Origin of the sequence: Streptomyces sp. NRRL F-5650, from assembly GCF_000721365.1 — a bacterium.
Classification (GTDB): domain Bacteria; phylum Actinomycetota; class Actinomycetes; order Streptomycetales; family Streptomycetaceae; genus Streptomyces; species Streptomyces ardesiacus.
Map to the genome: position 1 here is coordinate 38,987 of NZ_JOGV01000009.1, position 15,020 is coordinate 54,006.

At 73.8% G+C, this 15,020-nt stretch carries 11 protein-coding genes; 6 read left to right on the plus strand and 5 right to left on the minus strand.

Annotated features, from left to right (window positions below):
- Positions 1-22: 22 nt before the first annotated feature.
- The 3 genes from IG88_RS44240 to IG88_RS0110705 form a co-directional block, all read right to left on the minus strand.
- Positions 23-4,624: a cation-translocating P-type ATPase gene (locus IG88_RS44240; protein WP_031038080.1), complete on the minus strand. Its 4,602-nt coding sequence runs from the start codon at positions 4,622-4,624 to the stop codon at positions 23-25.
- Between the two features lie 9 nt (positions 4,625-4,633).
- Positions 4,634-5,428: a hypothetical protein gene (locus tag IG88_RS45115; RefSeq protein WP_324609001.1), complete on the minus strand. Its 795-nt coding sequence runs from the start codon at positions 5,426-5,428 to the stop codon at positions 4,634-4,636.
- Between the two features lie 112 nt (positions 5,429-5,540).
- Complete coding sequence (locus IG88_RS0110705) at positions 5,541-6,452, minus strand: helix-turn-helix domain-containing protein (RefSeq protein WP_031038085.1); 912 nt, start codon at positions 6,450-6,452, stop codon at positions 5,541-5,543.
- 110 nt (positions 6,453-6,562) lie between these two features.
- Here IG88_RS0110705 and IG88_RS0110710 point away from each other — a divergent pair, with 110 nt between their 5' ends.
- Together IG88_RS0110710 and IG88_RS0110715 are read left to right on the plus strand one after the other, a co-directional pair.
- Positions 6,563-8,005 carry an MFS transporter gene (locus IG88_RS0110710; protein ID WP_031038088.1) on the plus strand — a complete coding sequence of 481 codons (1,443 nt, stop codon included), beginning with the start codon at positions 6,563-6,565 and terminating at the stop codon, positions 8,003-8,005.
- 113 nt (positions 8,006-8,118) lie between these two features.
- Positions 8,119-9,192: a chitinase gene (locus tag IG88_RS0110715; protein ID WP_031038091.1), complete on the plus strand. Its 1,074-nt coding sequence runs from the start codon at positions 8,119-8,121 to the stop codon at positions 9,190-9,192.
- Between the two features lie 141 nt (positions 9,193-9,333).
- Here the strand turns inward: IG88_RS0110715 and IG88_RS0110720 are convergent, their stop codons facing one another.
- The gene (locus IG88_RS0110720; RefSeq protein ID WP_031038093.1) at positions 9,334-10,716 is read right to left on the minus strand and encodes a glycine--tRNA ligase; all 1,383 of its coding nucleotides are present in this window, start codon (positions 10,714-10,716) and stop codon (positions 9,334-9,336) included.
- A 160-nt stretch (positions 10,717-10,876) separates the two neighbouring features.
- Here IG88_RS0110720 and IG88_RS0110725 point away from each other — a divergent pair, with 160 nt between their 5' ends.
- The 4 genes from IG88_RS0110725 (at position 10,877) to IG88_RS0110740 (ending at position 14,076) form a co-directional block, all read left to right on the plus strand.
- Entirely contained in the window at positions 10,877-11,851 is a 975-nt protein-coding gene (locus tag IG88_RS0110725) for a zinc ABC transporter substrate-binding protein (RefSeq protein WP_031038095.1), read from the plus strand.
- A 57-nt stretch (positions 11,852-11,908) separates the two neighbouring features.
- The gene (locus IG88_RS0110730) at positions 11,909-12,679 is read left to right on the plus strand and encodes a metal ABC transporter ATP-binding protein (protein ID WP_031038098.1); all 771 of its coding nucleotides are present in this window, start codon (positions 11,909-11,911) and stop codon (positions 12,677-12,679) included.
- Between the two features lie 13 nt (positions 12,680-12,692).
- Complete coding sequence (locus tag IG88_RS0110735; protein ID WP_031038102.1) at positions 12,693-13,595, plus strand: metal ABC transporter permease; 903 nt, start codon at positions 12,693-12,695, stop codon at positions 13,593-13,595.
- Between the two features lie 61 nt (positions 13,596-13,656).
- Positions 13,657-14,076 (plus strand): Fur family transcriptional regulator, encoded by a 420-nt coding sequence (locus IG88_RS0110740; RefSeq protein ID WP_031038105.1) that lies wholly within the window; start codon positions 13,657-13,659, stop codon positions 14,074-14,076.
- Between the two features lie 96 nt (positions 14,077-14,172).
- On the opposite strand, the gene IG88_RS0110745 is transcribed toward IG88_RS0110740, so the two are convergent.
- A complete protein-coding gene (locus IG88_RS0110745; RefSeq protein WP_031038108.1) occupies positions 14,173-15,006 on the minus strand; it encodes an isoprenyl transferase in 834 nt (277 codons plus the stop codon).
- Positions 15,007-15,020: the final 14 nt, after the last annotated feature.

A 15,020-nucleotide genomic window follows, 5' to 3' on the forward strand; every position in this document is an offset into this window, starting at 1 on the left:
GCGGGCGGCCCCGCACCCCGCCTCAGCGCATCGTCGTCGGCAGGCGTTCCGTCAGCTTCGGCCAGTACCTCGTCACCGCGTCCTCCACTCCCGGCAGCGCCCGCTGTCCCGCCAGGGCCAGGGCGATCGCCGCGGCCACGCCCGCCCAGGCGACCGGGCCGAGCGGGGTGCAGCCGAACAGGCGGCTGGCGCCCGGGGTCTGGACGAGGGCGACCAGGGCGGCGGCCGAGCCGAGGGACGTGACCTGGACCAGGCGGCTGTCGCGGCGGTCGGCGAGGGTCTGGGCGAGCTGCGTGCCGACGACGGCGCACAGGGCCATGGTCGTCGCACGCCGCTCCGTGCCCGGCGTGAAGCGGCCCAGCAGCCAGGCCGCGGTCGCCCCGAGTGCCGTGGTGAGCGCGCGGTGCCGGATCTGCCGGATGAGGGGTTCGCCCAGCACCGCCGTACCCAGCGGCGCACCCGCGTCGGCGGCCTCCTGCTCCGGGTCCCCCGTCTTGGTCACCGCGACCGCCATCGCAGGGAACAGGTCGGTGAAGAGGTTGACCAGCAGCATCTGCCGGGTGGACAGCGGGGCGGCGCCGCCCAGCACCGTGCCGAGGATGCCGAACCCGACCTCGCCCGCGTTGCCGCCGATCAGGATGGCGATGGCGTCGGCGACGCTGTGCCACAGCGCCCGGCCCTCCCGCACCGCCTCCACCAGCACCAGCAGGTCGTCGCCGGTCACCACCAGGTCGGCGGCGTTGCGGGCGGCGGCCGAGCCGCGGGCGCTGATGCCGACGCCGATGTCGGCGGCCCGGATCGCGGCGGCGTCGTTGGCGCCGTCGCCGACCATGCCGACGACCCTCCCCGCGTCCCGCAGCGACTCGACGACCTGGAGCTTCTGCTCCGGCGCCACCCGGGCCACGACGTCCGCGTCGCGCAGCATCCGGGAGCGGGCCGTGCGGTCGGCGGCGGCGAGTTCGTCCCCGGTGACCACGACCGCGTCCTCGGGCCAGCCCAGGTCGACGGCGATGGCGCGGGCGGTCTGCGGATGGTCACCGGTCAGCACCACGGGCCGTACGCCCGCCTCGCGCAGCCCGCGCACCAGCGCCGGGGAGGTCTCGCGGGCCACGTCGGCCAACGCCAGCAGTCCGGTGAACTCCAGCTCGGAGGGCTGCCGTTCGAGGACGTCGGCGGCGTTCTCGCCCCGCGCGAGGGTGCGCCGGGCCACCGCGATGATGCGCAGTCCGTCGCGGGCCAGGCGTTGCGCCACCTCGGCGGTGTCCGCGGGCAGGTCCGCGCAGGCGGGCAGCACCGTTTCCGGGGCGCCCTTGACCACCAGCACCGCGTCACCGCTCGCGCCCTCGCGTCCGACGGCGGCGGCGTAGCCCCGGGACGTCTCGAACGGCAGGCCCTCCTCCTGCGTCCACGCGGGGTCGTCCCCGGCCGCCTCCAGCACCGCCTCGTCGGTGGCGTGGGTCGGCCGGGCGCCGCCGTCGCCGTTCAGCCGGGGGCAGGCGCGCGCGGCGGTCCGCACGGCGTCGGCGGCCTCGGGGTCGCCCGCCCGGCGGACGGTGCCGTCGGGGCCCGCGACGCGCGAGAGCCGCAGCGCGTTCTCGGTGAGGGTGCCGGTCTTGTCGAAGCAGACGGTGTCCATCCGGCCGAGCGCCTCCAGCGTGCGCGGGGTGCGCACCAGGACGCCCCGGCGGCTCAGCCGGCGGGCCGCCGCGAGCTGCGCCACCGTCGCCACCAGCGGCAGTCCCTCGGGCACGGCGGCCACCGCCACCGACACGCCTCCGGCGACGGCCTGCCTGACCGGCGCCCCGCGCAGCAGCGAGAGACCGGTCACCGCGGCCCCGCCCGCCAGGGTGAGCGGCAGCGCCTTGCGGGTCAGCTCCTGGAGCCGCGCCTGCACCCCGGCCGCCGACGGCGTACGGGCCGCCAGCGCGACCGCCCGCGCCGCCTCGGTGTGGTCGCCGGTGTCGACGACGACCGCCCCGGCCCGCCCGGCGACCACGGTCGTGCCCTCGAAGACCATGCAGTACCGCTCCGCCACCGGCGCCCGTGGCGCCGGGTCCACGCACTTGTCCACCGGCAGCGACTCACCGGTCAGCGCGGACTCGTCCACCTCGAGGCCGTCCTCCCACAGCAGCCGCGCGTCGGCGGGCACGACGTCGTCGGCCTGCAGCTCGATCACGTGACCGGGGTGCAGCTTGGCGGCGTCCACGATCCACGGCTCGCCCCGCGCGGGGGCCTCCCCGGCGGCCTCCGGCGGGCCGTCCCCGGCCGGCGGCGCGGTCCCGCCGTCCGGCGACGGGGCGGGCGCGACCGGTGCCGGACCGCCCTCGCCGCCGGTGCCTCCGGCTCCGGCGTACTCCCCGGCCCCGGCCGCCCCGGCCGCCCCGTGCGCGCCGCGGCCGTTCCGCCCGTTGACCGGCGCGAGGTCCTCCGTCAGGCGCGCCTTCTGCTTCTGCTCGGCCAGCAGTCCGGACAGCGCCCGCTCCGCGCGCAGCCGCTGGAAGCCGCCGACCAGCGCGTTCAGGTCGAGGGCGCCGACCACGAGCATCGCGTCGACGACCGACCCGAGGATCGCGGAGGCGGCCGAGCCGACCGCCAGGACGGGGGTGAGCGGGTCGTCCAGTTCCCCGCGCACGGCCCGGGCGAGCTGCCACGACCAGCGGGCCGGTGCCAGCACGCGCACCCGGCCCGCCCGTCCGGCGGCCGTCCGCAGCCGTGCGACGGCCTCTTCCACGACGGTCGGCTCCGGCTCGCGTTCCCGCTCCAGCCGCTCCCGTACGGCGTCGGGGTCCAGCGCGTGCCACGCCACCCGGGGCCGGGGGCGCGGGGCGCGGGCCATCGCCACGCCCAGCGCGGCCCGCGTCCCCGACAGCAGGGCCACGCCCGCGCTCGCGTCCACCGGCGCGTGCCGCATCCCCAGCAGCGACGACACACCGCCCCGGCGCCTGCCGCGCGCCTCGCCGACCGCCACCAGCAGCCCGGACAGCGCGGCCCCGGACCGGGCCAGCGTCTGCGACCGGCGCCCGACCGCCCGCGCCACCGGCACCGCCCGCAGCACCCGCCACACGTCGGCCAGGCCCTGCGGCGCGAGCACGTCCGCGCCCCACGCCACCGGGCAGTCCGCGTCGGCGAGCGCCACGGCCACGTCCCCGGCGAGCAGCCCGTCCGTCACCGACGCGTCGTCACCGGGCTGCGGCCGTACGACGGTGACGACGCCGCCCTCGGCGCCCAGTTCCGCCACGACGTCCGCGAGCGGGCGACGGGCGGGGACGACCTGGTCGGCGAGGCCGGTGAAGTCGGCCAGCGCGGGGTCCTCGACCATGACCACGCGCAGCCCCGCGCGCCGCGCCGCGTCCAGCACGTCCTCGGTCCACGGGTCCGCGCCCGCGCCCGGCAACCGCAGGGCGCTGGGGTGCAGCACGACCGTGCGGGCCATCTCCAGTTGCCGCAGCCGTCCGGGGTCGCGCACCAGCACACCGGTGCGGGACAGCGCGGCGCTCAGTACGGCGTGGAAGGCGGCGGGCCCGTAGCGCGCGGCCTTGGGCGACCCGGCGAGCACGGCCTCCGCCGCCTCGGCCACGTCGTGCTTGACCAGCAGGGTCGCGACGGCGCCCGCCACGCTGCCCGCCGAGGCGTGGGTGGCGTACTCCTGGGCCGGGGAGGTGCGCGGCGGCGGGCGCAGGGCGGGCCCGGCGGGCAGGCTGACCCGGCCGGGGACGCACAGTCGGTCGTGCACGGCCTCGAAGGCGGCCCCGCGCGCCACCGCCTCGGCCAACTGGCAGACCCGCAGCGCCCCGTCGAGCACCAGCGAGGTGGGGCTCTGCCCGGCGCCGTGGACGGCCGCGTTGGCGGCGGCCAGCGCCACGTCCATGCGGTGGTCACCGAGCCGCCCGCGCAGCCAGGCGCGGAAGGCCGGGTTCTCGCGCAGCAGCGTCGCGACCGCGGTGACCAGGCGGGGCGAGGCCGACAGCCGCAGTCGTGCGCCGGTCACGGCGGCGGCGACGCCCAGCACGTCGGCGCCGAGCGCGAGCGCCGCGACCCGCACCGGGGCCGGGTCGCCGGGGTGGTCGGTCTCCTCCACCAGGCCGTCCGGGACGCCCGGGACACCCGGGACGCCGGAGGCATCCGAGGTGTCCGAGGCGTCCGGACCGGTCGCGGCGGGCTGCTCCGCCCGGGTGAGCCCGTGGTGTTCGGCGAGTTCGGTGGCCCGGTCCACGACGCGGTCGGTGAGCGCGTCCTCGGTCGCGGTCACCACCAGGCGGGCCAGGCCGGTGTCCCAGTAGGCGAGCAGTACGTCCGGGTGTTCGGCCAGGGCCGCCGCCACCCGCCGCCCCACCCGTTCCGTGCCGCCCGCCCGGCGCACCTCCTCCGTCGCGGCCGGCCGCAGCGCGAGGTGGACCCGGGGCCCGGCGCGCCAGTCCCGCGGACCGCCGGGCAGTGCCGCTCGGGCCACCCGTGCCGCCCGCGCGGCGAAGTCGGCGCCCCGCACACCGGCCCGCGCGGTGCCCGCCGCCGCCCCGGCCGCGGCGCCCACGGCGGGCGCGGTGCCGCGCGCCAGCAGCCGGGGCCCGGCCAGCACGAGCCCCGTGACGGCGCCCTGGGAACGCGTCAGCAGCCCACCGGCCATCGCTTCGCCTCAGCCGGACGTGCGGGTGCGCGACGCGGCGGCCGTCTTGCGACCGCGGCCGCGGTTGCCGCCCGCGGCGGAGGGCCGACTGGAGGACGCCTTGTTCCCCGACTGGCTCCTGCTCCGGGCGGGTGACGCGGTCTTCTTGGCGGACGCACGCTTCGCGGTGGACTTCTTCGCGGTGGACTTCTGCGCGGTGGCGGACTTGGCGGCGCTGGAAGTGCCGGCGGTGGACTTGGCGGCGGTCTTCCCGGCGCCGGTGGTCCGCTTCTCCGCGGCCGTCCTGGCCCTGCCGCCGCCCGCGCCGTCGGTGCCACCGGTGCCGCCCGCGCTGCGGGTGCCGCCCGTACGGCCCGTCCCGGCCGTCTTCGTACCGGCCGTCTTCGTCGCGGCCCTGGTCCCGGCCGTCTTCGTCGCTGCCGCCCTGGCGGTGGTCTTCCGGGCGGGCGTCCGGGCAGACCTGGTGCCCGGCGCCACGGCGGCCCGAGCCCCCGCCCCGTTCGCCCCGTTCTCCTTGCCGCCCGTGGCGGCGCTCCCGTTCCCGTTCCGCCCCCGCGCCTGCGTCAGCCACGCCACCGCCGCCCCGGTGACCGCCACCGGCCACTCCACCAGCCCGGCGACGCCCGCCACCCCCGCGCCCGTGTACACGAGCACGCGCCGCCCGCGCGGCGACACCGCCCCGATCCTGTCCAGCGCGCCCTCGGCGGCCCTGCCCACCGTCCCGGCGCCCGGCACCTTCCGTACCGCCGAAGCGGCCGCGTGCAACGGCCTCGGGAGTGTCCGCGCCGACTTCTGCTCAGCCATGACTGTTCGTCCTCGCCCTGTCCGTGCTGTGGGCACCCCGGGCTGTGGCAACCCTGGGAAACCCCGGGAACATCACCTTCCGCATTTCCCCGGGTTCCCGCACCTCGGGCGCTCATCCCGACGGAAGCGGCCCACGGGGAGCCGGCTCCCGCTCCAGGGCGATCGCGTGCAGCTTCTCCAGCCGCTCCCGGGAGACCTCGTCGGCCGGTGCGTACGTCACCATCCGGGGCCCGGGCTCCGGACCGAGCCACAGGTCGGTGTGGTCGACGCGGATGCGGCCGACGTGCCGGTTGAGGAACTCCTTGCGCTTGCCGCGGTGTGCGACGACCTCGTACCGTTCCCAGGCCTCGCGGAAGTCGGGCGACTGGGTGCGCAGCCGCTTCAGCAGCATCTTCCAGGCGGGCTCGGCTAGATGACCGGCCATCGTGGCGCGGAACCGGGCCGCCATCAGCCGCTGGGTCTCCTCCAGATGGACGATGGCGGACCGCCAGTCCTCGTTCGTGAAGCAGAGCACCATGCAGTTGCGGTCCTCGGGCGGCACCGCCTCCAGGTCCCCCAGCAGCAGCCCGTAGGTCCGGTTGTGCGCGAGGATGTCGTACCGGCTGTTCTGCACGCACGCGGGGAAGGGCTCGAACTGCTCCAGGAGGGCGCGCACCGCCGGCGTGATGGACGGGCAGACCGTCGCGGGCGTCGGGTCGACGGACCCCGCCAGCCGGAAGAGGTGGGCGCGCTCGGTCGGGTCGAGGAGCAGCGCGCGGGCGAGGGCGTCGAGGACCTGCACGGAGACCTGGATGTCCCGGGCCTGTTCCAGCCAGGTGTACCAGGTCACCCCGACGGCCGAGAGCTGGGCGACCTCCTCGCGCCGCAGCCCCGGCGTCCGGCGGCGGCGTCCGCGGGGCAGCCCGACCTGTTCGGGGGCGATGCGTTCGCGGCGGCTGCGCAGGAAGGCCGCGAGTTCGTGCCGCCTGATCTCCGAGCCGCTCTCCCGGGGCGGGGACTGCGCCGGCGTCTCGTGGCCCGTCATCGTCGTCATGCTTCCAGGGTGCCGTGTCCCGGACCCTGTTGCCAGGTACTGCTGCTACCAGGACAAGGACACTCTGGTACCACCTTGCCGGAGGCCGCAGGCTCGGTCCCGTGACCGAAACCATCACTTCACGACCCGTCCGCGCGGGCGCACCGGCCACCCCGGGAGCGCCCGCCGTGCTCGGCGGCCTCGGACTCTTCACGGTGCTGCTCGCCGCCGCGCTTCCGCTCGTCGACTTCTTCATCGTCAACGTCGCCCTGCCCGCCATCGGCGCGGACCTCTCCGCGAACGAGGCGGTCCTGGAACTCGTCGTCGCCGGGTACGGCGTGGCGTACGCCGTCCTGCTGGTCCTCGGCGGCCGGCTGGGCGACCTCTTCGGCCGGCGCCGCCTGTTCCTGGCCGGCATGGCGACCTTCGGACTGACCTCGCTGGCCTGCGGACTCGCACCGGACGCCTGGTCCCTGGTGGTCGCACGGGTGGCGCAGGGCGCCTCGGCCGCCGCGATGCTGCCGCAGGTGCTCGCGACCATCCAGGCGACCACGACCGGTCCCCGGCGCGCCAGGGCCATGGGCCTGTACGGGGCCACGGCCGGCCTGTCGATGGTGGCCGGCCAGGTCCTGGGCGGCGTCCTGGTGGCCGCCGACGTCGCGGGCACCGGCTGGCGTTCCGTCTTCCTGGTCAACGTGCCGGTCGTCCTCGTGGGCCTGTTCCTGGCCGCCCGCGCGGTCCCGGAGACCCGTTCCGCGCGCCCCGAGCCGGTGGACGTCCCCGGCACCTTCCTGCTGGCCGCCTCGATCCTGACCCTGCTGGTGCCGCTGACCGAGGGCCGGGCGGCGGGCTGGCCGCTGTGGACGTGGCTGTCGCTGGCGGCGTTCCCGTTCGCGGCGGCGGCGTTCTACGCGGTGGAGCGCCGGGCGGACCGCACGGGCCGTACGCCCCTGGTCCCGCCGAGTCTGTTCACGATCCTGTCCCTGCGCCGCGGCCTGCTGCTCCTGGTGCCGTTCTCGATCGGCTTCAGCGGCTTCATGTTCGTCATCGCCGTGGCGCTGCAGCAGGGTGCGGGTCTGGGCCCGGTGGCCGCGGGTCTGGCCCTGGTACCGCTGGCGGCGGTCTTCTTCCTCTTCTCCCTCGCCGGCCCTCGCCTCGTCGCCCGCTACGGCACCCGCGTCGTCCCCACCGGCGCCGCCCTCCAAGGGCTCGGCCTGGCCCTGATGGCGCTGACGGCATGGCGCTCCTGGCCCGACCTCGGCCTGGTCCCCCTCCTGCCGGGCGCCGCGCTCACCGGCGCGGGCCAGGCGCTCCAGCTCCCCGTCGTCTTCCGTGTCGTCCTGTCGGAGGTTCCGCCCGAGCGCGCGGGCGTCGGCAGCGGCGTGATGATCACCACCCAGCAGTCGTCCCTGGCCCTGGGGGTGGCCACCCTGGGCACGCTGTTCCTGTCGCTGACGCCGGGGATGGGCATGCGGGACGCCCTGGTGACGACACTGCTGGTGCAGTTGGCGGCGGTGGCGCTGACCGGCCTGCTGAGCCTGCGCCTGCCCCGGACGACCGCCTGAGCATCGCCCGCCTCTTGGTCCAGACCTCTTGACGAAAGGTCTGGACCACTGCACTGTCATGCCTACGACACAAGACGTCTCTCCCTCACCGAACCCCCACCGGGAGGCCCGGCATGATCCGCCGCAAGATCCGTCTACTGGCCGCCGCACTGGCGGCCACCGTCCTCACGCCCCTGGGCGTGGCCACCGCGTCCGCCGCTCCCACCGGCGCCGCCCCCGCCCCGGCCGCCGACACCTGCGCCGTGAAGCCGAAGCCCTCGGGCAAGATCCTCCAGGGCTACTGGGAGAACTGGGACGGCGCCGCCAACGGCGTCCACCCGCCCTTCGGCTGGACCCCGATCACCAACCCCCAGATCGCCGCCCACGGCTACAACGTCCTCAACGCGGCCTTCCCGGTGATCCGTTCCGACGGCACGGCGCTGTGGGAGGACGGCATGGACGCGGGCGTGAAGGTGGCGACGCCCGCGGAGATGTGCGCGGCCAAGGCGTCCGGGCAGACGATCCTGCTCTCCATCGGCGGCGCCACGGCCGGCATCGACCTCAACTCGACGGCGGTCGCCGACCGTTTCGTCGACACGATCGTGCCGATCCTCAAGAAGTACAACTTCGACGGCATCGACATCGACATCGAGACCGGCCTGACCGGCAGCGGGAACATCAACCAGCTCTCCGCGTCCCAGTCCAACCTGATCCGCATCATCGACGGCGTACTGGCCCGGATGCCCGCGGGCTTCGGCCTCACGATGGCCCCGGAGACGGCGTACGTCACCGGCGGCAGTGTCGTCTACGGCTCGATCTGGGGCGCCTACCTGCCGGTCATCAAGAAGTACGCGGACAACGGCCGCCTGTGGTGGCTGAACATGCAGTACTACAACGGCAGCATGTACGGCTGTTCCGGCGACTCCTACTCGGCCGGCACCGTGCAGGGCTTCACCGCCCAGACCGACTGCCTGGACAAGGGCCTGGTCGTCCAGGGCACGACGATCAAGGTGCCCTACGACAAGCAGGTCCCGGGCCTGCCCGCCCAGCCCGGCGCGGGCGGCGGCCACATGTCACCGTCCCTGGTCTCCCAGGCGTGGAACCACTACAACGGCGCCCTCAAGGGCCTGATGACCTGGTCCCTCAACTGGGACGGCTCGAAGAACTGGACCTTCGGCGACAACGTGAAGTCCCTCCAGGGCCGCTGAGCCGGGGGCCGCACCTGTGACCCGGGCCCCCTGAAACGCCGAAACGCCCACCCCCTCCCGGCCGAGTCGGGTGGTGGGTGGGCATGGGCCCCGGGGGGGCCAGGGGGCAGAGCCCCCTGGTACCTCAACGCGAACGAGCGTTCAGCAGCCGACCAGCCGGGAAGCGAGGTACCCCTCGATCTGGTCCAGCGACACGCGCTCCTGCTTCATCGTGTCCCGCTCCCGCACGGTCACCGCGTTGTCGTCCAGCGTGTCGAAGTCGACGGTGACGCAGAACGGCGTCCCGATCTCGTCCTGGCGCCGGTACCGGCGCCCGATCGCCCCGGCGTCGTCGAACTCGATGTTCCAGTTCTGCCGCAGCGCCTGCGCGAGCCCCTTCGCCTTCGGCGACAGCTCCGGGTTGCGGGACAGCGGCAGCACGGCCACCTTCACCGGCGACAGCCGCGGGTCGAGCCGCAGCACGGTGCGCTTCTCCAGCTTGCCCTTGGCGTTCGGCGCCTCGTCCTCGACGTACGCGTCGAGCAGGAAGGCCAGCATCGCGCGCCCCACACCGGCCGCCGGCTCGATGACGTACGGCGTCCAGCGCTCCTGGGCCTCCTGGTCGTAGTAGGAGAGGTCCTGGCCGGATGCCTTGGCGTGCGAGGAGAGGTCGTAGTCGGTCCGGTTGGCGACACCCTCCAGCTCGCCCCACTCACTGCCGCCGAACTGGAAGCGGTACTCGATGTCGGCGGTGCGCTTGGAGTAGTGGGAGAGCTTCTCGGCCGGGTGCTCGTACCAGCGCATGTTCTCCTCACGGAGACCAAGGCCCGTGTACCAGTTCCAGCGCTGCTCCATCCAGTATTCCTGCCACTTCTCGTCCTCGCCCGGCTTGACGAAGAACTCCATCTCCATCTGCTCGAACTCGCGGGTGCGGAAGATGAAGTTGCCGGGCGTGATCTCGTTGCGGAAGGACTTGCCCATCTGGGCGATGCCGAACGGCGGCTTGCGGCGCGAAGTGGTCTGCACCTGGGCGAAGTTGGTGAAGATGCCCTGCGCGGTCTCGGGCCGCAGGTAGGCGACCGAGCCGCTGTCCTGGGTCGGGCCGAGGTGCGTGGAGAGCAGGCCGGAGAACTGCTTGGGCTCGGTGAAGGTGCCCTTGTTGCCGCAGTTGGGGCAGTTGAGGTCGGCGAGGCCGTTCTCGGGGGCGTGGCCCTTCTTCTCCTCGTACGCCTCCTCCAGGTGGTCCGCGCGGAACCGCTTGTGGCAGGAGGTGCACTCGGTCAGCGGGTCCGTGAAGGTGGCGACGTGACCGGAGGCCACCCAGACCTCGGGAGCCAGGATCACGGAGGAGTCGAGACCGACGACGTCCTCGCGCGAGGTGACCATGTAGCGCCACCACTGGCGCTTGAGGTTCTCCTTGAGCTCGACACCCAGCGGACCGTAGTCCCAGGCGGCGCGCTGACCGCCGTAGATCTCACTGCAGGGGAATACGAAGCCACGGCGCTTGCTCAGGCTGACGATGGTGTCGATCTTGTCGGCGGCCACGGTGCTCTCTTCATTACGACGACGGGCGACGAAGCGAGTTGCTTCCAGAGAATGCTTCAGGTTACCGGCGCAGGTCGCCCCTCGGCCAAATCGGGGCCTCCCGTCCGCGGAATCACCCGCTTGTTGACAACGGTTTCCATATTTGTTGAAAATGAGTGTCATGAACGTACGACGACGCCGCATATCCGGCATAGCAGTCACCGCGGCCACCGCGCTCGGCCTCGGGACCCTTTCGGCCTGCTCCAGCGACGGCTCGGCGGCGGGCAACACGGACAAGTTCGACGTCGTCGCGTCGTTCTACCCGATGGAGTACCTCGCCGAGCAGATCGGCGGGGACCACGTGAACGTCACCACGCTCACCGAGCCCGGCCAGGAGCCGCACGACCTGGAGCTGAGCGCCAAGCAGACCGCGCAGATGGGCGAGGCGGACGCGGTGCTCTACCTCAAGTCCCTCCAGCCCGCCGTGGACGAGGCCATCGCCCAGTCCGACGTGAAGACGAAGATCGACGCGGCCACGCTGACGCAGCTCGAGGACCACGGCGACGTGGAGCACGACCACGGCCACGGCGGCGAGGAGCACGCCGGGGAGGAGCACGCCCACGAGGGCGGCGACGGCCTCGACCCGCACGTCTGGCTGGACCCGGTGAAGTACGCCGAGATCGCCAAGGGTGTCGCCGAGTCCTTCGAGAAGGCCGACCCGGACCACGCCGACGACTACCGCAAGAACGCCGAGGCGCTCGCGAAGAAGCTGAGCGGCCTGGACACGGCGTTCAAGGACGGCCTGGCCAGGACCGACACCAAGGTCTTCTTCACCAACCACGCCGCCTTCGGCTACCTCGCCGAGCGCTACGGCCTCACCCAGGAGGCCATCAACGGCCTCGACCCGGAGAGCGAGCCCAGCCCCGCCCGGATCAAGGAACTCCAGCAGGAGGCCAAGGCCGACGGCGTCACCACCGTCTTCTACGAGACACTGGTGTCCGGCAAGACCGCGAAGACCCTCGCCAAGGACGCGGGCCTGAAGACGGACGTCCTCGATCCGCTGGAGGGCATCACCGACAAGTCGAAGGGCGACGACTACCTCGCGGTCATGCGGTCCAACCTCAAGGCCCTCCAGACCGCCCTCGGCGCCAAGTAGGCCGAGCGGGCCGAGCAACCAGTACCACACCGCAGTTCGATCGTTACGGAGGACATCGTGAGCGACGAGTCCGTCATATCCCTGCGCGGCGTCCGCGCCGAGCTGGGCTCACGCCCCGTCCTGCGCGGCATCGACCTCACCGTGCGGCGCGGCCAGGTGGTCGCGCTGCTCGGCGCCAACGGCTCCGGCAAGTCCACGGCCGTGCGCACGATCATCGGCCAGGTGCCGGTGTCGGCCGGGGAGATCGAGCTGTTCGGCACACCCCGGCGCCGCTTCCGCGACTGGGCACGCGTGGGCTACGTACCGCAGCGCACCACGGCCGCGGGCGGCGTCCCCGCCACGGTGACCGAGGTGGTCTCCTCGGGCCGGCTCGCCCGGGCCCGCTTCGGCGTCCTGCGCAGGGCCGACCACGAGGCCGTACGCCGCGCCCTCGACCTGGTCGGCATGGCCGACCGTGCCAAGGACTCGGTGAACGCCCTCTCCGGCGGCCAGCACCAGCGCGTGCTGATCGCTCGCGCGCTCGCCGCCGAACCCGAACTGCTGATCATGGACGAGCCGATGGCGGGCGTCGACCTGGCCAGCCAGGAGGTGCTGGCCGAGACGCTGCGCGGCCAGGTCGCGGCCGGCACCACCGTCCTCCTCGTCCTGCACGAGCTGGGCCCGCTGGAGCCGCTGATCGACCGGGCCGTGGTGCTGCGCGACGGCTGCGTCCTGCACGACGGCCCGCCGCCCGAGGCGGTCGGCCAGCACGCCCTGCCCGGCCACGACCACGTCCACCCGCACGCCCCGGCCGGCGCCGAACCGGCCCGTACCGGCCTGCTGAGCTGAGAAGGCGACGACCATGGAAATCCTGAACTACGCCTTCATGCAGCGGGCGCTGCTCGCCGCCGTCCTGGTCGGCATCACCGCTCCCGCCATCGGCATCTACCTGGTCCAGCGCCGCCAGGCCCTCATGGGCGACGGCATCGGCCACGTGGCGATGACCGGCGTCGGCCTCGGCTTCCTGCTCTCCTGGTCCCCGGTGTGGATGGCGACCCTCGTCTCCGTCCTCGGCGCGGTCCTCATGGAGCTGATCCGCTGGTACGGCAAGACCCGCGGCGACATCGCCCTCGCCATGCTCTTCTACGGCGGCATGGCGGGCGGCGTGATGTTCATCAACCTCGCGCCGGGCGGCTCCAACGCCAACCTCACCTCGTACCTCTTCGGCTCCCTGTCGACGGTCTCCGAGTCCGACGTCACCGCGATCTGCCTGCTGGCCGCCTTCGTGGTCCTGGTCACCGTCGGGCTGCGCCGCCAGTTGTTCGCCGTCAGCCAGGACGAGGAGTTCGCCCGGGTCACCGGCCTGCCGGTGCGCGCCCTGAACCTGCTGACGGCCGTCACGGCGGCGGTCACGGTGACGGTCGCGATGCGCGTCGTCGGGCTGCTGCTGGTCTCGGCGCTGATGGTGGTCCCGGTGGCCGCCGCGCAGCAGCTCACCCGCAGCTTCGCCGCCACCTTCGCGATCGCCGTCGCGCTCGGCGTGGGCGTGACCCTCGGCGGCACGGTCACGTCGTACTACCAGGACGTGCCGCCCGGCGCGACGATCGTGCTGCTCACCATCGGCGCGTTCATCGTGCTGAGCCTGCTGGCCGCCCCGCTGGCCCGGCGACGCGCGCGGGCACTCGCCGCCGCGCAACCGGCCGCGGATCCGGCGGAGTGCAAGATTCCGGCCACCAGGGGGGCCGCCGACGAGGTCGGCGTCTGACCGCGGGCACACCGGGCTGGCACAATGGCCCGGCAAGCCGCGAAGACGTGAGGAGGAACCAGTGACCACCGCTGGACCGCCCGTGAAGGGCCGCGCCACACGGCAGCGGGCTGCCGTGTCGGCAGCCCTTCAGGAGGTCGAGGAGTTCCGCAGCGCGCAGGAGCTCCACGACATGCTCAAGCACAAGGGCGACTCGGTCGGGCTCACCACGGTCTACCGCACGCTGCAGTCCCTCGCCGACGCCGGCGAGGTCGACGTCCTGCGCACCGACGAGGGCGAGTCCGTCTACCGCCGCTGCTCCACCGGCGACCATCACCACCACCTGGTCTGCCGCACCTGCGGCAAGGCGGTCGAGGTGGAGGGCCCCGCGGTGGAGAAGTGGGCCGAGGCCATCGCCGCGGAGCACGGCTACGTCGACGTGGCCCACACGGTGGAGATCTTCGGCACGTGTGCCGACTGCGCGGGGGCCTCCGGCGGTTGAGCGGGTGGGGCCGGGGCTGCGCCCCGCGCCCCCTCATTCCGGCCTGAACGGCCTCGTCCTCAGGCGCCGGACGGGCTGCTTGAGCCGCCCCGGGGCCTACTGGGTGCTGCGGCCTTCCATCGCCAGAAGCTGCTCGTTCGGGACGGCGCCGCCGAAGCGGCGGTCGCGGGAGGCGAACTCCAGGCAGGCCCGCCACAGGTCGCGCCGGTCGAAGTCCGGCCACAGCACGTCCTGGAAGACCATCTCGGCGTACGCGCTCTGCCAGATCAGGTAGTTGGACGTGCGCTGCTCCCCGCTCGGCCGCAGGAACAGGTCCACGTCCGGCATGTCCGGGTAGTACAGGTACTTCGCGAGCGTCTTCTCGTTGACCTTGGCCGGATCGAGCTTCCCGGACCGCACGTCCTCGGCGAGGGCCTGCGCCGCGTCGGCGATCTCGGCCCGGCCGCCGTAGTTCATGCAGAAGTACAGGGTGAGCCGGTCGTTGTCCTTGGTCTGCTCCTGCGCGACCTGGAGCTCCTTGGCCACCGACTTCCACAGCCGGGGCATCCGCCCCGCCCAGCGCACCCGCACCCCCAGCTCGTCGAGGGTGTCGCGGGACTTGCGGATGAAGTCGCGGTTGAAGTTCATCAGGAAGCGCACCTCCTCGGGCGAGCGCTTCCAGTTCTCGGTGGAGAAGGCGTACAGGGAGATGTTCCCGACGCCCATCTCGATCGCGCCCTGGAGGACGTCCATGACCTGCTCGGCGCCGACCTTGTGCCCCTCGGTGCGCGGCAGCCCGCGCTCCTTGGCCCAGCGTCCGTTGCCGTCCATGACGATCGCCACATGCTCCGGCACCAGCTCACCGAGCTTCGGCGGACGCGCGCCGGACGGGTGCGGCTCCGGCGTCCTGTACTCCCGGCGCTGCCGCCCCAGGATCCCGCGTACGGCCATGTGTCTCTCGTCTC